20 protein-coding genes and 1 pseudogene are annotated in these 20128 nt (G+C 55.1%); 15 read left to right on the top strand and 6 right to left on the bottom strand.

The annotated features are described in order from the left end of the window. On the top strand, positions 1 to 1223 hold a 1223-nt coding region (locus tag ACOYIE_RS03010; RefSeq protein ID WP_433410660.1), incomplete at its 5' end, for a class I tRNA ligase family protein. 119 nt (positions 1224 to 1342) lie between these two features. Beyond that, entirely contained in the window at positions 1343 to 1525 is a 183-nt protein-coding gene (gene rpsU, locus ACOYIE_RS03005) for a 30S ribosomal protein S21 (RefSeq protein ID WP_433410658.1), read from the top strand. 403 nt (positions 1526 to 1928) lie between these two features. Here the strand turns inward: rpsU and ACOYIE_RS03000 are convergent, their stop codons facing one another. Next, positions 1929 to 2246, bottom strand: a complete 318-nt coding sequence (locus tag ACOYIE_RS03000) for an LPS biosynthesis protein (RefSeq protein WP_433410656.1) — start codon at positions 2244 to 2246, stop codon at positions 1929 to 1931. Between the two features lie 152 nt (positions 2247 to 2398). After that, complete coding sequence (locus tag ACOYIE_RS02995; RefSeq protein ID WP_433410655.1) at positions 2399 to 3817, bottom strand: spore germination protein; 1419 nt, start codon at positions 3815 to 3817, stop codon at positions 2399 to 2401. 186 nt (positions 3818 to 4003) lie between these two features. Here ACOYIE_RS02995 and ACOYIE_RS02990 point away from each other — a divergent pair, with 186 nt between their 5' ends. The 7 genes and pseudogenes from ACOYIE_RS02990 (at position 4004) to cls (ending at position 11971) form a co-directional block, all read left to right on the top strand. Further along, on the top strand, positions 4004 to 5995 hold the full coding sequence (locus tag ACOYIE_RS02990; RefSeq protein ID WP_433410654.1) for a DNA gyrase/topoisomerase IV subunit B: 1992 nt from the start codon (positions 4004 to 4006) through the stop codon (positions 5993 to 5995). Further along, positions 5877 to 6599: pseudogene (locus tag ACOYIE_RS02985) on the top strand (acyltransferase family protein); the annotation flags it as partial. The gene ACOYIE_RS02990 and the pseudogene ACOYIE_RS02985, both read left to right, overlap by 119 nt. Beyond that, entirely contained in the window at positions 6592 to 7059 is a 468-nt protein-coding gene (locus ACOYIE_RS02980) for an acyltransferase family protein (protein WP_433410661.1), read from the top strand. The pseudogene ACOYIE_RS02985 and the gene ACOYIE_RS02980, both read left to right, overlap by 8 nt. Then, positions 7028 to 9235: a DNA gyrase subunit A gene (locus ACOYIE_RS02975; protein ID WP_433410652.1), complete on the top strand. Its 2208-nt coding sequence runs from the start codon at positions 7028 to 7030 to the stop codon at positions 9233 to 9235. Before ACOYIE_RS02980 ends, ACOYIE_RS02975 begins: the two co-directional genes overlap by 32 nt. A 247-nt stretch (positions 9236 to 9482) precedes the next feature. After that, complete coding sequence (locus ACOYIE_RS02970) at positions 9483 to 9896, top strand: helix-turn-helix domain-containing protein (RefSeq protein WP_433410650.1); 414 nt, start codon at positions 9483 to 9485, stop codon at positions 9894 to 9896. 34 nt (positions 9897 to 9930) lie between these two features. Continuing rightward, positions 9931 to 10377, top strand: a complete 447-nt coding sequence (locus ACOYIE_RS02965; RefSeq protein WP_433410648.1) for a CDP-alcohol phosphatidyltransferase family protein — start codon at positions 9931 to 9933, stop codon at positions 10375 to 10377. A gap of 187 nt (positions 10378 to 10564) precedes the next feature. Beyond that, the gene (cls, locus tag ACOYIE_RS02960) at positions 10565 to 11971 is read left to right on the top strand and encodes a cardiolipin synthase (protein ID WP_433410647.1); all 1407 of its coding nucleotides are present in this window, start codon (positions 10565 to 10567) and stop codon (positions 11969 to 11971) included. A 147-nt stretch (positions 11972 to 12118) separates the two neighbouring features. Here the strand turns inward: cls and ACOYIE_RS02955 are convergent, their stop codons facing one another. Further along, on the bottom strand, positions 12119 to 12706 hold the full coding sequence (locus ACOYIE_RS02955) for a helix-turn-helix domain-containing protein (RefSeq protein ID WP_433410645.1): 588 nt from the start codon (positions 12704 to 12706) through the stop codon (positions 12119 to 12121). A 145-nt stretch (positions 12707 to 12851) separates the two neighbouring features. On the opposite strand from ACOYIE_RS02955, the gene ACOYIE_RS02950 reads away from it, so the two are divergent. Continuing rightward, complete coding sequence (locus ACOYIE_RS02950; protein ID WP_433410644.1) at positions 12852 to 14039, top strand: pyridoxal phosphate-dependent aminotransferase; 1188 nt, start codon at positions 12852 to 12854, stop codon at positions 14037 to 14039. Positions 14040 to 14092: 53 nt separating this feature from the next. On the opposite strand, the gene ACOYIE_RS02945 is transcribed toward ACOYIE_RS02950, so the two are convergent. Beyond that, complete coding sequence (locus tag ACOYIE_RS02945) at positions 14093 to 14266, bottom strand: hypothetical protein (RefSeq protein ID WP_433410642.1); 174 nt, start codon at positions 14264 to 14266, stop codon at positions 14093 to 14095. Between the two features lie 119 nt (positions 14267 to 14385). Between ACOYIE_RS02945 and ACOYIE_RS02940 the strand changes: the two genes are divergently transcribed. From ACOYIE_RS02940 to ACOYIE_RS02925, 4 genes are read left to right on the top strand one after another with little or no spacing between them, the layout of a single operon-like run. Then, positions 14386 to 15315 carry a DMT family transporter gene (locus tag ACOYIE_RS02940; protein ID WP_433410641.1) on the top strand — a complete coding sequence of 310 codons (930 nt, stop codon included), beginning with the start codon at positions 14386 to 14388 and terminating at the stop codon, positions 15313 to 15315. Between the two features lie 24 nt (positions 15316 to 15339). Continuing rightward, positions 15340 to 16716 (top strand): MBOAT family O-acyltransferase, encoded by a 1377-nt coding sequence (locus ACOYIE_RS02935; RefSeq protein WP_433410639.1) that lies wholly within the window; start codon positions 15340 to 15342, stop codon positions 16714 to 16716. Positions 16717 to 16725: 9 nt separating this feature from the next. Beyond that, complete coding sequence (locus ACOYIE_RS02930; RefSeq protein ID WP_433410637.1) at positions 16726 to 17787, top strand: alginate O-acetyltransferase AlgX-related protein; 1062 nt, start codon at positions 16726 to 16728, stop codon at positions 17785 to 17787. A 42-nt stretch (positions 17788 to 17829) separates the two neighbouring features. After that, on the top strand, positions 17830 to 18408 hold the full coding sequence (locus tag ACOYIE_RS02925; protein WP_433410636.1) for a hypothetical protein: 579 nt from the start codon (positions 17830 to 17832) through the stop codon (positions 18406 to 18408). A gap of 77 nt (positions 18409 to 18485) precedes the next feature. Here ACOYIE_RS02925 and ACOYIE_RS02920 read toward each other — a convergent pair whose 3' ends face one another. Together ACOYIE_RS02920 and ACOYIE_RS02915 are read right to left on the bottom strand one after the other, a co-directional pair. Further along, positions 18486 to 19040 carry a sugar O-acetyltransferase gene (locus ACOYIE_RS02920; protein ID WP_433410634.1) on the bottom strand — a complete coding sequence of 185 codons (555 nt, stop codon included), beginning with the start codon at positions 19038 to 19040 and terminating at the stop codon, positions 18486 to 18488. Positions 19041 to 19055: 15 nt separating this feature from the next. Then, the gene (locus tag ACOYIE_RS02915) at positions 19056 to 19229 is read right to left on the bottom strand and encodes a DUF6472 family protein (protein ID WP_433410632.1); all 174 of its coding nucleotides are present in this window, start codon (positions 19227 to 19229) and stop codon (positions 19056 to 19058) included. Between the two features lie 157 nt (positions 19230 to 19386). Here ACOYIE_RS02915 and ACOYIE_RS02910 point away from each other — a divergent pair. Next, positions 19387 to 20128: fumarylacetoacetate hydrolase family protein (locus ACOYIE_RS02910; RefSeq protein WP_433410631.1), on the top strand; the 742-nt coding region annotated here is incomplete at its 3' end.

The raw sequence follows: 20128 nt of genomic DNA, 5'->3' as shown, positions 1-20128 counted from the left end.
TTCCGGCGATGACAGCCTGGCTGGAGGAAAAGGGAATCGGTCATGCCAAGGTGCAGTACAAGCTGCGCGACTGGGTGTTCTCCCGCCAGCGTTACTGGGGCGAGCCCATTCCGATTGTGCATTGCGAAAAGTGCGGTTATGTGCCGGTGCCGGGAGATCAGCTTCCGCTGACCCTGCCGGATGTGGAGAGCTATGAGCCGACCGAGAACGGCGAATCCCCGCTGGCAAAGATGACCGACTGGGTCAATACCACCTGCCCCTGCTGCGGCGGTCCCGCCAAGCGGGAGACCGATACCATGCCGCAGTGGGCCGGCTCGTCCTGGTATTTCCTGCGCTATATGGACCCGCATAACGACAAGGCGCTGGCTTCCAAGGAAGCGCTCGAATACTGGTCGCCCGTCGATTGGTACAACGGCGGCATGGAGCATACCACGCTGCACCTGCTGTACAGCCGCTTCTGGCACAAGTTCCTGTATGACATCGGCGTTGTGCCGACCAAGGAGCCGTATGCCAAGCGCACAAGCCACGGCATGATCCTCGGTGAAAACGGGGAGAAGATGTCCAAGTCCCGCGGCAATGTTGTCAATCCGGATGAGATCGTTGAGACCTACGGTGCGGACACGATGCGTCTGTATGAGATGTTCATCGGTGACTTTGAAAAGGCCGCGCCGTGGAGCCCGAAGTCCATCAAGGGCTGCCGCCGCTTCCTGGAGCGCGTGTGGGCGCTGGCAGAAAAGGTGCAGGAGGGCGACAGCTACTCTGCGCAGCATGAAGTGCTGATGCACCGCACCATCAAGAAGGTGGGCGAAGATGCGGATAACCTGAAGGCCAATACCGCTATCGCCGCACTGATGAGCATGCTTAACGAGTTTTATGACAAGGGCGTGAACCGCGCTGAGTATATGACGTTCCTTAAGCTGCTCTGTCCGTTTGCCCCGCACATCACAGAGGAACTCTGGCAGCAGCTGGGCGGCGAGGGACTGCTTTCGGTTGCACCGTGGCCGGTATTTGACGAGGCCAAGACAGTGGAAGATACGGTTGAGGTTGCCGTGCAGGTAAACGGCAAGCTCAAATGCACCATCAAGCTGCCGGCAGACTGCGATAAGCAGACGGCGATTGACACGGCGCTGGCAGAGGAAAAGGTGCGCAATGCCGTAGAGGGCAAGCAGATGATTAAGCAGATTGTGGTGCCCGGCAAGATCGTTAACCTGGTTGTTAAATAATTAAGTGTTGACACAGACTTTAAAACGAGATATAATATTTTTACGGTTGTATGTGCAGAAGGCAAAATAACCGTGCAAAGTGTTCCTCAGCAGAGGAACGCGCGGAGGGAGGGAAAACTGTGTCGGAAGTCCGCGTTAAGGAAAATGAGTCTATCGACAGCGCACTGCGCCGCTTTAAGCGTTCGTGTGCAAAGGCGGGTACGCTTTCCGAGCTCCGCAAGCGTGAGCATTATGAAAGCCCGAGCGTCAAGCGCCGCAAGAAGTCTGAGGCTGCGCGCGCCAAGAAGAAAAAGTTTAGATAATTTCATGATAGGCAGCTGCCTGTAATGAAAACGCCTTTTCGATTTCTGATCGAAGAAGACTGTTGCAGACGAAAAAAGCACGGAATCGCAGATTCCGTGCTTTTTTGCTGATATGGGATAGGTGCAGAAGAAAAATGGGGAAAAGTATTTACACTTCTTTCATAGATTCGCCAAACTTTAGACATATCGGTGCGGTATTCTATAAGCACAGCAAGGGAACACCCCCTTTTCAGAATAGAGAATCTTCATGGGAAGTTCATAAAAATCTGTTCGGCCCTGCGGGACGGAATACCGCGCAGGCTCCCGGACAGTCCAAAAGTAAGAGGCGGTACCGCCCATTATCATAAAAGCGCGCTTTGCGAAAGCAAGGCGCGCTTTTTGATTGCCGGAGAAAACCGGCGAATCAGCGTTTTTCTTGTTCTTTTATGTAAGCGCCGATGGTGTTTTCCGTCACCCCTGCCAGCGCGGCCAGACGCTTGTTTACAATTCTGTGCATGCATACAGGCAGATGATCCTGATGCGCGCGGTGCGCGGCAACGCATTCCTTGCAATTTCCGTGCAGGGTGCAAAGCTGGTTTTTACAGGGGCAGTGGTCTTCTGTTTCGCAGGCTGCGCGGAATTCTTCCAAAAATTCATCCTGCAATTTTACAAAACCAGGGCGGTCGCCGGTTCGGAATACGCGAAGTGCTTCCACCTGCTTCGGATGATTCTCAATCTGCATGATGCAACTCCTCCTCAAAATCCCAGATGTGGATGGACTAAATTTATTATAGCTGCGCGGCAGAAAAAAGGCAAGCAGCGGGGGACAACAAAGAAACAACGCTGGAAAAAAGAAACAATCGCCCTGTGTCTGCGGACACAGGGCGAAACATATTACTGCTTCCGCAGCGGCGGACGAAACAGTTTTTTGCGGAGCAGCTTCCAGTTCAGCGGGAGCAGCGGGTACAGATAGCTGTGTCCGGAGAAGGTTTTGCAGCGGAGCAAAAGCAGCAGCACACCGGCGAGGCCTGCGGCCAGTCCCCATCCGCCGAACAGCGCAACCAGGCAGAGCAGACCGATGCGCATGAATTTGACCGCATACCCCAGCTCAAAAGAAGGCTGGTTAAAGGCGCCCAGCGCGACAAACGCCATATACAGCATGGTTTCGGCAGAAAACCATCCGGACTGCACGGCAAAATCGCCCACGACGATGCCGGCGATGACCGACAGCGAGGTGGTCATCATGGAGGGGGTGTTTAACGTGGCCAGTTTCAGCCCGTCTATGCTGATTTCCAAAATGATAAGCTGCCAGAATAACGGTACAAGCGGCGGCTTATCCGGCGTGAGAAAAGAAAAAGCGGAGGGGAGCAGATGCGGGTCGCGGTTGACAAGCAGCCACAGCGGTGTGAGAATCAGCATGGCCAGCAGCACCAGAAAACGGACCAGCCGCAGATAGGTGCCGGTCAGCGGCGGCAAATAGTAGTCGTTCGCCTCTTCCATCACATCGAAGAGCGAGGTGGGCAGGGTCATGGCGGCGGGGGAGTTGTCCACCAGCAGAATCACATCGCCCTCCAGCACCTGTGCGGCGGCGGCATCCGGCCGCTCTGTGTATTTGAAACGGGGGAAGGGGTTGTACCACTTGTGCGGCAGCAAAAGCTCGGCAAGGCTTTCCTGGTTCATCGTAAGCGCGTCCACGCTTGCAGGGCACCTCAGCTTTTGATGCAGGCGGCCGAGCACCTCGCGGTCAACCCTGTCCTCCATGTAGCACAGTACCACGTCGGTCTTGCTGGACGTGCCCAGCGCATATGCTTCCATACGGAGCTGCGGCGAGCGGATGCGCCGCCGAATCAGCGCGCAGTTGAGCACCATTGTTTCCACAAAACCGTCATGAGAACCGCGGAAAACCTTATCCTTTTCTGGCTCGGCTGTGTCCCGCTGCGGATAAGTGCGGAGATCCAGCAGAATAAAGGCGTGGAATCCTTCGATCAGCAGCGCCGTCTGGCCGGACAGCACAGCGGTGCTGACACGGCTGATATTCGGCTCCAATGCGGCTTCGCAATAGGGAACGGCGCGGCTGAGAAAATCCTGTTCAGTTTGAAAGCAGGGGTCGTCCTGCCGCAGCGCATAGAAAAATTCTGTTATTTTTTCAAACAGCTCGTCTTTGACAAAACCATCGATCAGCGTGAACAGCGCGCGCCGCCCGCCGAAGAAAACCGGCCGTTCAATCAGGTCGAAACTTTTTTCGATTTGCAGTGTGGCCCGCAGCGCACGGGCGCGCGTGGTAAAATCGGACATGGTTGTTCGTCCTTTCATGGAAATGGAAATAGCTTGCGCGAAAGGACGTGTTTTATGCAGAAATTGTATGCCTTTCACCGGCTAAACGGGGGAAACACAGCGCAATACTATATTTGCTGAGGAAAATATTGAAAAATCACAAGATATCGTGTATACTAAAATAGATATTCTATGAGATTTGGTGGAATGGGAGTTAGAGGCTTGATGAGCAAAAAAACTTCTTACGGCAACGAAAGCATTTCCTCGCTCAAGGGCGCGGACCGTGTGCGCAAGCGCCCAGGCGTTATTTTCGGCTCGGACGGGCTGGAGGGCTGCGAACATGCCGTATTTGAAATATTATCCAACTCGATTGATGAGGCGCGCGAGGGCTACGGCAGCGAGATTGTGGTGACCCGTTATGCAGACGGGTCGATCTCCGTGGCCGATCACGGGCGCGGTATTCCGGTTGAGTGGAATGAGAGCGAGCAGCGGTATAACTGGGAACTGGTGTTCTGCGAGCTGTACGCGGGCGGCAAGTATAAAAACGATACGGGCGAAAACTATGAGTTTTCGCTCGGTCTGAATGGTCTCGGCACCTGTGCCACGCAGTATTCTTCGGAATATATGGATGTGACCATTGTGCGGGACGGTTTTTCGTACAGCCTGCATTTTGAAAAGGGCGAAAATAAAACCGGCACCAAGGAAGGGTTTATCAAGCAGCCCGCCGCTACTAAGAAAACCGGTACCACCATCCGCTGGAAGCCGGACTTGGAAGTATTTACTGATATCAATATTCCGGTGGACTATTATCTGGATACACTCAAGCGGCAGGCGGTGGTCAACAATCACATCAAGTTTGTGCTGAAGGACCAGAACGGCAGCCGGTACGAAACCACCGAGTTCCTGTATCAGAACGGCATTGTGGACTATGTCAATGAGCTGGCGGGGGAAAATCCGCTGACCTCAGTGCAGTTTTTGGAAGGCGAGCGCCGCGGACGCGACCGTGCGGATAAAAACGAGTATAAGGTCAAGCTGTCCTGCGCGTTCTGCTTTTCCGCTGCGGTGTCGCAGATCGAGTATTATCACAACTCGTCCTGGCTGGAGCACGGCGGCGCACCGGATAAAGCGGTGCGTTCGGCATTTGTTTCTGCGATTGACGGCTATCTCAAACAGAACGGCAAATACAATAAGTCGGAGAGCAAGGTCACCTTTCAGGATGTGATGGACAGCCTGGTGCTGGTAACGAACTGCTTTTCCACCCAGACCTCCTATGAGAACCAGACCAAAAAGGCCATCACCAATAAGTTCATTCAGGAGGCGATGACCGACTTCCTCAAGCAGGGGCTGGAGATTTATTTCATTGAGAATAAGGCGGAGGCGGATAAAATCGCCGAGCAGATTCTGATCAACAAGCGCAGCCGTGAACAGGCGGAAAAGGCGCGTCTCAACATCAAGAAAAAGCTCTCCGGCAATATTGATCTGGCAAACCGTGTGCAGAAATTTGTGGACTGCCGCACCAAGGACGTAACGCGCCGCGAGCTGTATATCGTGGAGGGCGACTCCGCGCTCGGTTCGGTCAAGCAGGGGCGGGACAGTGAGTTTCAGGCCATCATGCCGGTGCGCGGAAAAATCCTAAACTGCCTGAAAGCGGATTACGACAAGATATTCAAAAACGATATCATCACCGATCTGCTCAAGGTGCTCGGCTGCGGGGTCGAGGTGCGCGGCAAGGCGGCCAAGGATCTCAGCGCCTTTGATCTGGAAGCGCTGCGCTGGCGCCGCATCATCATCTGCACGGATGCGGATGTGGACGGCTTCCAGATTCGCACGCTGATTTTGACCATGCTGTACCGGCTGGTGCCTACCCTGATCGAGCAGGGTTATGTGTATATTGCGGAATCCCCGCTGTATGAGATCACCTATAAGGATAAAAGCTATTTTGCCTTTGATGAAAGCGAAAAAGCCGCGATTCTGCAAAAGCTTGCGGGCAAAAAGCTGCTTATCCAGCGCTCCAAGGGCCTTGGCGAGAATGAGGCCGATATGATGTGGGAAACCACCATGAACCCCGAAACCCGCCGTCTCATCCGCATCACACCGGATGAGGCCAAAGCAACGAGCGATATGTTCGATCTGCTGCTGGGGGATAATCTGTCCGGCCGCAAGGAGTATATTGCGGAAAACGGCGCACAGTATCTGGAGCTGGCGGATATTTCATAAGGATTGGATGGGTATGGAGAAAAAATGCTATCCGCAGATGGACGGCCTGCGGGCGGCGGCAGCCGCTGCGGTCGTGATGATTCATGTGTCTGCGGGCGGAGCCGGCAGCGCGGCGCAGGCTTGCAATCAGCTGGCACGGTTTGCGGTGCCGCTGTTCATCCTGCTTTCCGCGTTCGGCCATGGGGCGCCGGGACAAAATCTGGCGCATCCGGCACGGCGGTTTCTGCGCCGGATGAAGCGGATTCTGCCGCCGTTTTGGCTGTGGTCAGCGCTCTATTTGGCAGTGGATACGCTGTTCGGCAGGCCGCATACCGCTCCGCTGTGGGATTTTTTGAGCGGCGGCGCATATATGCACCTGTACTTTATTGTGGTGCTGGTGCAGTTTGAGCTGCTGTATGTACCGCTTTACCGCGCGGTGGAATGCGCGCCGCGTCAGACGCTGGTCCTCTCTGCGCTGGTTACGCTTTCGATGCAGGCGCTGCTGTGCGGTGCGCAGCTTGGCTTGTTCCGACTTCCGGCGCTGCCGGTGCCGTACAGCAGCCTGTTTGTACCGTATCTGCTGTTTTACACGGTGGGTTTATGGCTGCGTCGCCGGGATGCCCTGCCCGCGAGTAGACGCGGGGGGGGGTACTGTACTGCTGTGGATATTAAGTGCCGCTGCCGTGCTGTGTACGGCGCGCCGCTTTCCAACGCTGGGCAGCCTGTCGCTGCGGCCGGATTTGACGGTGTACGTATTTACCTCGGGGCTGCTGCTGTGGGAACTGTGCAGCACGGTGCGGCAGATGCCGCGGCCGGTGCGGCGGCTGAGCGAATTGTCTTTTGCATTGTATCTTTCCCATCCGCTTGTGATGCGGCTGTGGAACGAATGGACGGTGCGGCAGCAGCCGGTCATCTATCTGCGCCTGTGGCAGAGCTGGCTGATGACCTTTGCAGGCGGCCTGCTGATTGCGGTGCTGGTTTCCTGCCTGCCGCACGGCAGCCTGATGGGCGGTGCGCCGCATGGTAAATCAAACAAAATAACGGAGGGTAAGCATGGCGAAAAAACCCGAAATAAAAGTATATAAGGAGCATCCCTCGGTCGATCAGCGCATTACGGATACGCTGCGTGAAAATTATATGCCCTATGCGATGAGCGTGATTGTGTCGCGCGCGATTCCGGAGATCGACGGCTTCAAGCCGTCGCACCGCAAGCTGCTGTACACCATGTACAAGATGGGGCTGCTGAACGGAAACCGCACCAAGTCGGCCAATATCGTCGGTTCGACGATGAAGCTCAATCCGCATGGCGATGCGGCCATTTACGAAACCATGGTGCGCCTGACCCGCGGCAACGAGGCGCTGCTGACCCCGTTTGTCGATTCCAAGGGCAACTTCGGCAAGGTCTATTCGCGCGATATGGCGTATGCCGCGCCGCGTTATACCGAAGCCAAGCTGGATGCATTCTGCGCGGAGCTGTTCCGCGATATTGATACGGATGCGGTCGATTTTACGGATAACTATGACGGCACGATGAAAGAGCCGGTGCTGCTGCCGACGACCTTTCCGAATATTCTGGTATCAGCCAATACGGGTATCGCAGTCGGTATGGCATCTAACTTCTGCGGCTTTAATCTGGGCGAGGTGTGCCGCACAGCGATCGAGTGCATCAAAAACCCGGCGCACGATATCCTTTCCACGCTGCCCGCACCGGACTTTTCGACCGGCGGCGAGCTGATCTACGACGAGGCGGAAATGCGCGCCATCTATCAGACCGGCCGCGGCTCGTTCAAGGTGCGCGCCAAATGGGCGTACAATAAAAAGGAAAATCTGATCGAGGTCACGGAGATCCCGTATACCACCACGATCGAAGCGATCATCGACAAGATCGCGGAGCTGGCTAAGACGGGCAAGCTCCGCAAGATCGCAGACGTGCGTGATGAGACTGACCTTTCCGGCCTGAAAATTGCAATCGACCTGAAGCGCGGCACAGACCCCGAGCTGCTGATGGCCAAGCTGATGAAGATGACGCCGCTGATGGACAGCTTTTCCTGCAATTTCAACGTGCTGATCGGCGGGATGCCGCGCGTGCTCGGCGTACAGGAGCTGCTCGATGAGTGGACGGCATGGCGCACGGAATGTGTTCGACGCCGCGTGTTCTTTGACTTGAATAAAAAGAAGGATAAGCTGCATCTGCTGCTCGGCCTGCGCAAGATCCTGCTCGATATCGACAAAGCGATCCGCATCATCCGTGAGACCGAGGAGGACGCCGAGGTCATCCCCAACCTGATGATCGGCTTTGGAATCGACCAGATTCAGGCGGAATTTATCGCGGATATCCGGCTGCGCAACATCAATAAGGAATACATCCTCAAGCGCACGCAGGAGACTGAGGCGCTGGAAAAAGAAATCGCAAAGCTGGAGGAGACGGTAAAGTCCAAAACCAAGATCCGCAATATCATCATCAAAGAGCTGGAGCAGGTTATCAAAAAGTACCCGTCCGAGCGCAGGACCCGTTTGGTTACGGCGGAGGCCGTGCCAGCGTTTGATGAAGAGGATCATATTGAGGATTATCCCGTGCTGCTGTTCCTGACGCGCGAGGGCTATTTCAAAAAGATTACGCCGCAGTCCTGGCGTATGTCGCAGGAGCATAAGCTCAAGGACGGCGACGAGGTGATCTGGCAGGCGGAGGCTACCAACAAGACCGAGATCATCTTCTTTACCAATATGCAGCAGGCATATAAGGCGCGGCTGTATGATTTTGATGACTGCAAGGCTTCGGTGCTGGGCGATTATCTGGCCTCCAAGCTGGATATGGATGAGGGGGAAAGCACGGTATATGCCCTGCTGCCGGGGGATTATAAGGGCAATATGGTGGTTGTGTTCCAAAACGGCAAGGCGGCGCGTTTTTCGCTGGAAAGCTTTGAGACAAAAACCAACCGCCGCCGCCTGACCGGCGCGTATTCGGCAAAATCGCCGGCGGTAGCGTTTTTCCATCCGGTGGATGAGCAAACCGAGCTGACCATGTTCTCCACGGCGGGCCGCGCACTGACCTTCAGGGCAAATATGCTGGATATCAAGGCCAGCCGCTCCACGCAGGGCGTGCAGACCATGGTACTGCGCGGCAAGCACACGGTAACGCGCGCCTGCCGCATGGAAGAGGCGGCGCTGTCGGATAATGGCCGGTACCGCTGCCGCAGCATTCCGTCCATCGGCGCACTGCTGACAGATGAAGACCTGCCGGACGAGCAGCTGACTCTGTAAAATAAGAGACTGATTCAAACAGAACAGCGCAGCATTCAGCTGCGCTGTTCTGCTTTTTTATGGGAGACGGCCCTGCGCTTATGTACAGCCCGGGAAGTTTTAAATTTTTGTAAACCAATTGACAAACGATATAAAATTGCCTAAAATATAGGCAAGATAATTTCCTTTTCGACAGAAGCAATTGATTTTCCTGTTATAAATAAAAGTTCAAAAAGCAGCAAGATAAACTGCCCGAAGGAGCGAAAAAATGAAGTTTGGAGAAAAAGTAAGGCTGCTGCGAAAAGAAAAAAAGCTTTCGCAGACAGAACTGGGAAAACTGTGCGGCCTGTCGCTGCGGACAATTCGCAATTATGAAGTAAACGGGCGCTATCCCAAACAGCGCGAAGTTTATACCAAGCTGGCAGATGCGCTGGGATGCGAAGTGAATTTTCTGCTTTCTGAAGAGGAGATCGTTGCGCTGAAGGCACAGCAGGGATGTAGCAGCAGAGGGATTAAGGAGGCAGAAAAACTGGTTGCCAAAGCTGCGGCACTTTTTTCCGGCGAGGAGCTGAATGAGCAGGCAAAAGACGGTGTGATGAAAGCGCTGCAAAATGCCTACTGGCTTGCAAAAGAAAAGCGCAGAGAAGCGCAGCAAAGGACCCGGCAGGCGGATGAGGACTAACCGACAATACGGAAATAGAAAGAGGACACAGGATATGAAACGATTCAATAAAAAAGATATTTTTACCATTCCAAACATCATCGGCTATATCCGTATTCTGCTGATTCCGGTTTTTTGCTGGCTGTATGTGACTGCGCAGGAGCCGAAAGATTATCTGCTGGCGGCGGGAGTTGTGCTGTTTTCAAGCTTTACAGACCTGTTTGACGGGATGATTGCAAGAAAGTTTAATCAGGTTACCGAACTGGGCAAAATCCTGGACCCCGTGGCGGATAAACTGACGCATGGCGCGCTGGCCGTCTGCCTTGCCACGCGGTACCCGCTGATGTGGGCGCTGATTGCGTTGATGCTCCTCAAAGAAGGTTACATGGCGGTGATGGGACTGCATTTTTTGAAGCAGGATAAAATGCTGGATGGCGCCATGTGGTTTGGAAAGGTCTGCACAGCAATCCTGTTTGCCGGACTCTGCTGCCTGTTTTTCTGATATCAGATGAGCGTGCGGACGGCGAATCTTCTGATTTGCATTATGATGACCGTGATGGTGATTACCCTCTGCATGTATGTGCCCGTATTCCGGCGCATGAAAAAAGAACTGGAATCCACGCAGAGCGATCAGCAGTGAGATGCAGAAAAACGGCTGCATGACCGGAATAAGGAGGCTGTGAAGCGTTATGAAACTGTTTCTGTTGCTGCTCTATCTTCTGACGATTCTGTGCGTGGTTTTTCTGGAGCGAAAAAGCCCGACAGAGGCGCTGCTCTGGGTGGTGGTTTTGATTTGCCTTCCTTATGCGGGCATGGTGCTTTATCTGATTTTCGGCAGCACGATGGCCATTAAAATTACGGCATATGTGCGGAAAAAACGCCTGAGCCGCATGCATTCTGCATCGGCGCCGTCCGTCGAAGCGGATTGGAACGCCGCGGCGCTGTCTGAGGAGGACCGGCAGGTCATTCGGTTCAATACGATATATAATAAAAGCCGACTGACCTGCTATGAGGATATCCGGCTTTATACCAACGGAGCGGACCACTATCGGCAGCTGTTTCAGGATATTGCGGCGGCGCGGCAATGCGTGTATGTTGAATTTTACACAATTCATCCGGATTTGGCAGGAAACGCGCTGGCGGAGGCGCTGACAAAAAAAGCAGAAGAGGGCGTAACCGTGCTGGTGATGTGCGATTTTATTGCCAACCTTGCCTCTCCGCCCAAGATGTTCCGTGCGCTCAGGCAGGCTGGCGGGAAGGTGATCCGCGTTAAACCGTTTTTGACGCATTACCGCAGCCATCGCAAGATTGTGGCAATTGACCATGAGATTGCCTATATTGGCGGTATGAATATTGGGAAAAAATATATCAATATGGACCAGGTGAAAACCCCGTGGCGCGATACGCAGGTGCGGATGGTTGGCCCCTGCGCAGCGGTTCTGGACCAGTACTTCCTGACCGACTGGCTGTGCTCTGTCCACAGAAGCGAGTGGGAGCAGGCTGCGGCGTATGTGCAAACACTTCCGAATCAATGTTCTGCGCCTTTGAATACTAATTTATGCCAATTTATTGTGGGCGGCGTAGATACCAATAAAGAGTCGGTAAAAATGTGCTATCTGAGCATGATCCGCAGTGCCAAGAGGAGTATCCGGATTCAGACACCGTATTTTATTCCGGACACCTCGATTCTGGATGCGCTTCAGGCAGCGGCTGCCGCCGGGGTAGAAATCGAGCTGATGATTCCAGGTATCAAGGCCAGCTTTTTCCTGGACCCTGTTACAACTTATTACTGCGGGAAACTGCTGGATTATGGCGCAAAGATTTATAAATATCATGGATATGTGCATGCCAAAACCATGGTAGTGGACGATGAGCTGTGCTGTATCGGCTCTGTGAATATGGACATTCGCAGCCTGAAGGTAGATGATGAGATCTGCGGCGTGTTCTATGCCAACGCCATTGTCACAGAATATTCGCAGATTTATGATGCGGATATCGCAAACTGCGATTTGTATACGCTGGAGCAGTTTGATTCCAGGGACTGGAAAGAACGGTTTCTGGAGAGTTTCTTTCTGATGTTTGCTCCGCTGATGTAAGCGCGGGCAGTCCGGCGCGGCAGAAGCGGTTTGGCCTGCGCAATGCGGCACAGTGATACATAGCCGCGAAAGGTGCGCAGTATAAAAAACAGGTATTGCAAGCCGGCAATACCTGTTTTTTTGAACGGACAATGGCGGAGGGGAATGCTAAAACAACTGATACTGTAATCCGTGCTGTGTGCAGTACCAAAGCAGCGTGCCGTGGCGCGCAAAGGCAGGCAGGCGCGTTTGCATATCCCACTCGGGATACAAGCGGCGCAGCAGCAGTGTATCGCCGGTCAGCAGTGCGACAAAAGAGATGTAATGTTCCTTGGTCATTTCATGCGCGGACGAAATGCAGTAATCGTTTTCCATCGGCTCGACTGTCAGCCGGTCATCGGGCGCCGCCTTACGGGGCGCACAGGCGGCCAGCCGTTTGCCACAGCAGCTGATGGTGGTTTCTGCCGAGGCTGTGAGCAGGTTGCCGCAGTCCGGACAGACGTAAAACAATGTTTTTTTCATATTTCCTCCCTGTTGTTCAGCGGCGTCTGCCTGACCGTCCAGCAGGCTTTCGAGCGAAGCCCCCAGCACTTCGGCCAGCGCGGACAGCAGCGATATATCCGGACAGCCCGCGCCGCGCTCCCATTTGGAGACCGCCTTGTCGCTGACGTGCAGGCGCTCTGCCAGCGCGCGCTGGGTCAGTCCCTTTGCGGTCCGCAATTTGCGGATCAGGGCGCCGGTCTTTTTGTGATCCATGTTTTGTTCACCTCGCAGGCTTATTATACCGGATAACCGGAGCGGACGCAATCGACGGACCGTAGAGTGACCGGTCGGGAGCACTTGTCAACACTTTTGCACTGTGCTATAATAAACCACAATAAAGAAAGGGGCGTTCCGCAAAATGATCAACCAGCAGATGCAGGAGCTTGGCAGCAAGCGCTCAACCATCCGCGAGCTTTTTGAATATGGAAACCAGCGTGCGGCGGTGGTGGGCCGCGAAAATGTATTCGATTTCTCCATTGGCAACCCGAGTATTCCCGCGCCGGACGCGGTGCGGCAGGCGATTGTGGAAGAGGCGGCAGGCGATCCGGTCGCGCTGCACGGCTATACATCGGCGCAGGGCGCGGCAGAGGTGCGCGCGGCGCTGGCAGCAGACCTCAATTGTCGTTTTGGCACGGATTACACCGGTGACAGCCTGTATCTGACGGCCGGTGCGGCGGCGGCGCTGTCCTGCGCGTTTCGGGCGGTGCTCTGCCCGGGAGACGAGGTGGTTGTATTCGCGCCGTATTTTCCCGAATACCGGATGTTTATTGAAAGCGGCGCGGGTGCCAAATGCGTGGTCGTGCCGCCGTCGGTCGTGGATTTTCAGATCAATTTTGACGCGCTTGAACAGTGCCTGAACGAAAAAACTAAGGCGGTCGTCATCAATTCGCCCAACAATCCGTCGGGCGCGGTATATGCGGAGCAGACCATCCGCCGGCTGGCAGAAGTGCTTGCGGAAAAAGAGCGCGCCTATGGGCATCCGCTCTACCTGATCTCGGACGAACCGTACCGCGAGATTGTATATGACGGGACGCAGGTTCCGTTCATTCCCCATTATTACGCGGATACCCTGGTCTGCTATTCGTACTCCAAGTCGCTTTCGCTGCCGGGAGAGCGTATCGGCTATGTGCTGGTGCCGCCGCAGGCGGCGGACAGCAGCGATTTGTATGCCGCGGTGTGCGGTGCGGGCCGCGCGTTGGGCTATGTGTGCGCACCCAGCCTGTTTCAGCGGGTGGCGGCGCGCTGCGCCGGTATGACGGGCGATATTTCCGCCTATCAGACTAACCGCGACCTGTTATATCAGGGTCTGACGGCAATGGGATACCGCTGCATCAAGCCGGCGGGGGCGTTTTATCTGTTCCCGCAGACGCTGGAGCCGGATGACAGGGCGTTTTGCGAGCGGGCGAAAAAATATGACCTGCTGGTCGTGCCCGGTTCGGATTTCGGCGCGCCGGGCCACATGCGTATTTCGTACTGTGTGCGGGAAGACACCATTCGGCGCGCGCTGCCGCTGTTTGAAAAGCTGGCGCAGGAATATCGCAGATAATGTGAAAATTGCAGATGAAAATGGGCCTTCCGCTTGCGGAAGGCCCTTTGCTGTTAGCCTGATTTTCGTTCTTCAGGCAGAAATTCGGTGCGCAGCCGGAAAAATACGGCGCGTTCCTTTTGTGTTGCGGGGCGGATGCGCTTGTGGCCGCAGTCGGGGCAGGCGGTTTGATGTTCGCTGCCACAGAACAGAAAATGGCAGCATTTGGTCTGGCAGGCGTAAATCATCGCGTTCAACCTCCTTTGATGACAGCAGTATAGCAAAGGACCTGTCCCATAAAGCTCTCTTGCTTGCGTATAAAGGAGAAAAATGGTATACTGACCAAAGAGAAAAATGAGGTGAGCAAATGAGGGAACAAAAACGAATGCCGGTCCGTCAGTTAATTATGCCTGCGGTGCTGTGCGCCGCACTTTGGGGCAGCGCTGCACCCTGCATCAAAAAAGGGTATGAGATGTTTGGCATTGCGGCGGGACAGACTTTTTCACAAATTGCCTTTGCCGGCTGGCGGTTTGCCTTTGCCGGAATCGTGGTGCTGCTCACTGCACGGGTGATGGGACGCCGCATTCTGCCGAAGCGGGATGAATGGGTGCCGATTTTCTGGATTTGTCTGTTTCAGAGTATCATTCAGTACATCTTTTACTATGTGGGCCTTTCGTCCACAACAGGGACTAAGGGCGCGGTGCTGTCCGGAACACAAAGCCTGTTTTCCATGATTTTGGCGCATTTGTTTTTGAAAAACGATAAGCTGAGCCGGCAGAAAGCGGCGGGCTGCGTCTGCGGTTTTCTGGGCGTACTGGTGCTGGGACTTGGCGGCCTGAATGGATTTAACCTGCTGGGAGACGGGCTGGTACTGCTGTCGGCGGTCTCGTCGGGCGCAGGCGCGCTGGTGTCGCGTATTTTTACGCCGGGACGGGACCCGATGCTGCTGACCGGCTGGCAGCTTCTGCTTGGCGGCACCTTCCTGCTGGGCGTCGGCACGGCTGGAGGCGGCAGACTGGGGACCGTTACGCTGCCCGGTTTGTTGCTGCTCGGATATATGGTGGTGCTGTCGGCCGCAGCATTTACCATTTGGACGGCGCTGCTCGGCAAATTCCCAGTCAGCAAGGTGACGGTATTCAGTTTTCTGATTCCGGTGTTCGGTGCGCTGTTTGCAGCGATTGTGCTGGGGGAGGATGTGTTCACCCTGCGCAACCTGGTCTCTCTTGCATTGGTCAGCGGCGGTATTGCGGTTGCCAACTATGCGAAGGGGAATAAGGCGGACGCGGAGCAGGCATAATGAAAGAAAAAGGAATTATTGCATATGGTTTTCAGTTCTGCCATCTTTTTGTTTGTATTTCTTCCGGTTGTTTTCCTGCTTGACCGCCTGGCGCGCGGTCTGCGCGTAAAAAACCTGCTGCTGCTGATCGCAAGCCTGGTGTTTTACACTTTTGGTCAGCCGGTGTATCTGCCGCTGCTGCTTTTGTCGGTGGTGCTCAATTATTTCTGCGGACTGCTGGCTGCCGGCCGGCGGCCCAAACTGGGCGTAGCGCTGGCGGCCGCCGGTGGGCTTGGTCTGCTGGGCGTATTTAAGTATGCGGATTTTCTGATCGGTTCGCTCAACAGCGCATTTGGGCTGGCACTGCCGCTGACGGGCATTGCGCTGCCCATCGGTATTTCGTTTTTCACGTTTCAGGGGCTTTCCTATGTGATTGACGTTTATCGCGACCGCACTGTGGTTTCGCGCTCCTTTGTCAAGGTGCTGCTGTACATTTCGTTCTTCCCGCAGCTGATCGCCGGTCCGATTGTCAAATACCACGATATTGACAGAGAGATTGACGAGCGTCATACCAGCGCGGAGGAGACGGCGCTCGGTATTCGCCGGTTTATTTGCGGCCTGTCCAAAAAACTGCTGATTTCCAACGCAATGGGGCGCATGGCCGATGCGGTTTTCGCCCTGCCGGCGGGAGACATCGGCATGCTGGCGGCGTGGCTGGGCGCCATCTGCTATACGCTGCAAATTTATTTTGACTTTTCCGGCTACAGCGATATGGCGATCGGCATGGGCCGTATGTTCGGCTTTCATTTTAAGGAGAATTTCAACTATCCCTATACGGCAACAACCATCAAGGAGTTTTGGCGGCGCTGGCATATTTCGCTGTCCACCTGGTTCCGCGATTATCTGTATATTCCGCTGGGCGGCAACCAAAAAGGCGCGGTGCGCACCTGGCTGAACCGGTTTATCGTCTTTTTTGCTACCGGCCTGTGGCATGGCGCAAGCTGGAATTTTGTGCTGTGGGGTCTGTGGCACGGCCTGTTTTCCGTTCTGGAAGACTGCGGCGCACTGCCGGTGAAAAAGCTCAAGGGCAAACCGGCGGGACATATTTACACGCTGCTGGTGGTGATTGTAGGCTTTGTCCTGTTTCGGGCGGAAACGCTGGGGCAGGCGGGCGCTGTGCTGGCGGCAATGTTTACCGGCTTCGGCCTGCAATGGAGCGGCACGGCGGCGGTATGCGCGCTGATGACGCCGGCGTTTCTGGTGACGCTGGCAGCGGCGCTGGTTCTGAGCGCGCCTGTGGTCAAACGCATTACGCCGAAAAACGATGGCTGGACGCTGGCCGGTTCGTATGTGCTGCTGGCGCTGTGCATGCTGAACCTTTCGGCGGGCACGTTTAACCCGTTCATTTATTTCCGTTTTTGAGGTGTCCTGATGAAATATAAAGTTTTCACAGCAGCCTTTCTGCTGCTGTGCCTGATTCCCTCGGTCGGCATGCTGTTTTTGCCGCCCACTGAACCGGCGGCGAATGAACGTCTGGCGCCCGTACCGGTTTTGCGCAAAGAGGACGGAAGCTGGAATGCCGCGGTACTGGATGAGACGACCGATTACATCGCAGATCATTTTGCGCTGCGGCAGCAGCTTGTTACCGCAAACGCTGCGCTGCATACCGGCCTGCTGGCGACTTCCCCAGCGGAGGATGTGATTTATGGAACAGACGGCTGGCTGTATTATGCCAAAACGCTAAGCGATTACCAGAACCATGCCACGCTGACCGAGCAGGAGGCGCAGCAGGTGGCGCAAACCGTAAAGGATATGCAGGATTTCTGTGAGAGCAGGGGCGCGCGCTTTTTGTTCACCATTGCGCCCAATAAAAATTCCCTCTATCCGGAAAAAATGCCTGCGCGTTATCTCCAGACAGACGGCCCTGATAATTACGCGCTGGTTTCGCGGTATCTGGAGGAATATGGGGTGCATTATGCGGATCTGTTTACATTTCTGTCTGAGCAGGAGGAGACGCTTTACCTGAAAACCGATTCCCACTGGTCAAACCGCGGCGCGGCGCTGGCGCATGACTTTCTGATGCAGACGCTCCGTCTGCCGCATACAGCGTTTGAAAATGCGGCGTATGACGAACAGCCGAGCCATCGCGGGGATTTGTACGGCATGCTGTATCCGGCCGGAACAGAGCTGGAGGCGCAGCAGACGTATGAACATGATTTTGCACATGTGCGCGAGCCGCGCAGCGAGGAAGATATCCTGATTGAAACCACCTGTGGTACGGCGCAGAACGGCCGTCTGCTCTTCTGCCGCGATTCGTTCGGCAATGCGCTCTATCCGTTCCTGGCAGATGATTTTGCGGAGGCAACCGTAACGCGCGCGATGCCGTATCCGCTGGCCGATGTGCAGCAGGGGGATACCGTCATCATCGAAATCGTTGAGAGAAATTTGCCGAATTTGCTCAAATATCCGCCTGAGATGGGGAACAAATCATGACGTGCGCCGTCTAACCAGACAAACCAATGGAGGAAGAAAAATATGAATATGAAAAAGATAACTGCGTTGCTGCTTGCGTTGGCGTTGTGCGGCAGCCTGGCCGCCTGCGGCGGAGAAAAGAAGGACGACGGCGCCGATCAGCCGGAAAATCCCCCTGTATCGGATAGCGATAACAGCACGGACGCCGAAGAAAATAAGGATGATGCGGCGCAGTCCGAAGACAAGAATGAGAATAAGCCGGCGGACGACGCCGCCAAGCCGGAGGACAAGCCGCAGACGCCGGACAAGCCAGTAGATATCCCGCAGACCAAGCCGGACGCAAACGCATCCAAGCCCAGTCAGCCTCAGCCGGAAGCGTCCAAGCCTGCGCCCATGCCGGACCCCAAGCCCGAACCGGAGCCGGAAGTAAAACCGCAGCCGGAAGGCCCGACGGCCGCGCAGGCATCGGCTTATATCGGTTCGTCCGCCTCTGCGCTGGAAGGCGCGATTGGCGCGCCGGTCTCTAAAAGCTACTCCCCCAGCTGCATGGGTGAGGGCGAAGACGGCGTTTGGGCCTATAATGGATTCACCGTTTATACCTATCGTGAAAATGGTACGGAAACGGTAGAAGCTGTGCAGTAAAAGAAAATAAAACGCCGCGTGGAGAGGGCTGCTCTTCATGCGGCGTTTGTTTTGTAAAAAGAGTTGTCGCCTGTGTTTCAAAGGGAACGTATAACGCGGCAGGGGTTGCCGGCGGCGAGGACGCCGTCCGGAATATCCCGATTGACAACGCTGCCGGCGCCGATCACCGTGTGATCTCCGATGCTGACGCCCGGCAATACGCACACATGCGCGCCGATCCATACATGGCTGCCAATGGTGATGGGCTTTGCATATTCCAGTCCTGCGTCACGGCGCGCCGCGTCAAGCGGGTGGCCCGCCGTGTAAAACCCGCAGTTGGGGCTGATGAACACATGGTCGCCAAAGGTGACGGGCGCACCGTCCAGAACAATCAGATTGTGATTGGCATAAAAGTGCGCGCCCACGCGCATGTTGTAGCCGTAGTCAACGAAAAAAGGCGGTTCGATGATGATGTGTTCGTCACAGGCGGCCAGCAGTGTTTGCAGAATTTGCAGACGCTTTGCCGCCTGCGCTGTGCGCGTTTCATTATAGTCCAGGCACAGGTCCTGCGCCCGCGCACGGTCCAAAAGAATCTGCGGGTCATAGTTGGCGTCGTACAGCAGACCGGCGGCAGCCTTTTCCATCTCAGTCATCACACAGGCCTCCTTTTAATTTTGGTGGCGCACCAGCTCATAATCATCGCCGGAGCGGTAGTAGGGGCAGGTTTTGCCCGCCTGCGTCACCCGATAAAATTCGTCTTCGTCCAGATAGGCCTCGCAGACGTATTCGTTCAGTTCGTCATCATATACATTATACGCGCAGTCGTCGCATGTTCCGGTCATACCGTGTTCCTCCTTCCGGATAATGCCTGCTTTGATTATACACCGAAGGGGCCGCGCTGTCATCTTTTGGGTGAGAAAAAATGCGTCAGGCGCTTTCTATTTTTTGCGCACTGTGTTATCATAAAAACAGAAAGCCAAACAGGAAAGAAGAGATTGTATGAAGCTGTATACCTATCAGAAAGATGCGGGACAAGACCGCCTCGGCGTGGAGATTGCCAGCCGGCAGGGGCTGCTTTGGCCGATGGAAGCGCTGGGTCTGTCCTTTGCGGATATGAACGACCTGATTCGCAATATTTCGCCTGCCCAGCTTGCCGGTCTGGCGGCTGCGGCAGAAACGGCCGACGAGGCGGCGGCGCTGCCGCTGACCGGTGTGCGCCTGCGTGCGCCCATTCCGCATCCGCAGCAGGATGTGCTCTGCCTGGGCATCAATTATGCCGACCATGCGGTTGAGTCTGCGCGCTTTCATGAGGATGCGTTTCTGGTAAACCGTAAAAAAGCGGTTTATTTCAGCAAGCGCACCTGGGAAGCGAGCGGCTGCGGAGACGCGATTCCTGCCTATGAGGACCTGGTGGACAGCCTGGATTATGAGGCGGAATTGGGTGTGATCATCGGGAAGGACTGCAAAAATGTGCGGGAGGATGAGGCAGAGCAGTTTGTGTTCGGCTATACTGTCATCAACGACGTTTCGGCGCGCAATTTGCAGACGGCGCACAACCAATGGTATTTTGGCAAATCGCTGGACGGCTTTACGCCGATGGGGCCGTGCATTGTGACGGCGGACGAGATTGCTTTCCCGCCCGCACTGGCAATCACGTCAACGGTAAACGGAGAAAAACGCCAGTCGAGCAATACGGATCATTTGATTCATTCGGTGGGTGAGATTATCGCTGAGCTCAGCC

The sequence above is a fragment of the Agathobaculum sp. genome (assembly GCF_050946325.1).
Classification (GTDB): domain Bacteria; phylum Bacillota; class Clostridia; order Oscillospirales; family Butyricicoccaceae; genus Agathobaculum.
This window is presented reverse-complemented; position numbering and strand designations above follow the sequence as displayed.

What these genes read in the sequence shown, in the direction of transcription:
- ACOYIE_RS03000 (WP_433410656.1), bottom strand. Translation starts at nt 2,246, where the DNA reads ATGCAGATTGAGAATCATCCGAAGCAGGTGGAAGCACTTCGCGTATTC.
- ACOYIE_RS02980 (WP_433410661.1), top strand. Translation starts at nt 6,592, where the DNA reads ATGCCCTGCCCGCGAGTAGACGCGGGGGGGGGTACTGTACTGCTGTGG.
- ACOYIE_RS02925 (WP_433410636.1), top strand. Translation starts at nt 17,830, where the DNA reads ATGAATATGAAAAAGATAACTGCGTTGCTGCTTGCGTTGGCGTTGTGC.
- ACOYIE_RS02970 (WP_433410650.1), top strand. Translation starts at nt 9,483, where the DNA reads ATGAAGTTTGGAGAAAAAGTAAGGCTGCTGCGAAAAGAAAAAAAGCTT.
- ACOYIE_RS02965 (WP_433410648.1), top strand. Translation starts at nt 9,931, where the DNA reads ATGAAACGATTCAATAAAAAAGATATTTTTACCATTCCAAACATCATC.
- cls (WP_433410647.1), top strand. Translation starts at nt 10,565, where the DNA reads ATGAAACTGTTTCTGTTGCTGCTCTATCTTCTGACGATTCTGTGCGTG.
- ACOYIE_RS02920 (WP_433410634.1), bottom strand. Translation starts at nt 19,040, where the DNA reads ATGACTGAGATGGAAAAGGCTGCCGCCGGTCTGCTGTACGACGCCAAC.
- ACOYIE_RS02940 (WP_433410641.1), top strand. Translation starts at nt 14,386, where the DNA reads ATGAGGGAACAAAAACGAATGCCGGTCCGTCAGTTAATTATGCCTGCG.
- ACOYIE_RS02945 (WP_433410642.1), bottom strand. Translation starts at nt 14,266, where the DNA reads ATGATTTACGCCTGCCAGACCAAATGCTGCCATTTTCTGTTCTGTGGC.
- ACOYIE_RS02995 (WP_433410655.1), bottom strand. Translation starts at nt 3,817, where the DNA reads ATGAAAGGACGAACAACCATGTCCGATTTTACCACGCGCGCCCGTGCG.
- ACOYIE_RS02955 (WP_433410645.1), bottom strand. Translation starts at nt 12,706, where the DNA reads ATGGATCACAAAAAGACCGGCGCCCTGATCCGCAAATTGCGGACCGCA.
- ACOYIE_RS02915 (WP_433410632.1), bottom strand. Translation starts at nt 19,229, where the DNA reads ATGACCGGAACATGCGACGACTGCGCGTATAATGTATATGATGACGAA.
- ACOYIE_RS02950 (WP_433410644.1), top strand. Translation starts at nt 12,852, where the DNA reads ATGATCAACCAGCAGATGCAGGAGCTTGGCAGCAAGCGCTCAACCATC.
- ACOYIE_RS02975 (WP_433410652.1), top strand. Translation starts at nt 7,028, where the DNA reads ATGGCGAAAAAACCCGAAATAAAAGTATATAAGGAGCATCCCTCGGTC.
- ACOYIE_RS02990 (WP_433410654.1), top strand. Translation starts at nt 4,004, where the DNA reads ATGAGCAAAAAAACTTCTTACGGCAACGAAAGCATTTCCTCGCTCAAG.
- ACOYIE_RS02930 (WP_433410637.1), top strand. Translation starts at nt 16,726, where the DNA reads ATGAAATATAAAGTTTTCACAGCAGCCTTTCTGCTGCTGTGCCTGATT.
- ACOYIE_RS02935 (WP_433410639.1), top strand. Translation starts at nt 15,340, where the DNA reads ATGGTTTTCAGTTCTGCCATCTTTTTGTTTGTATTTCTTCCGGTTGTT.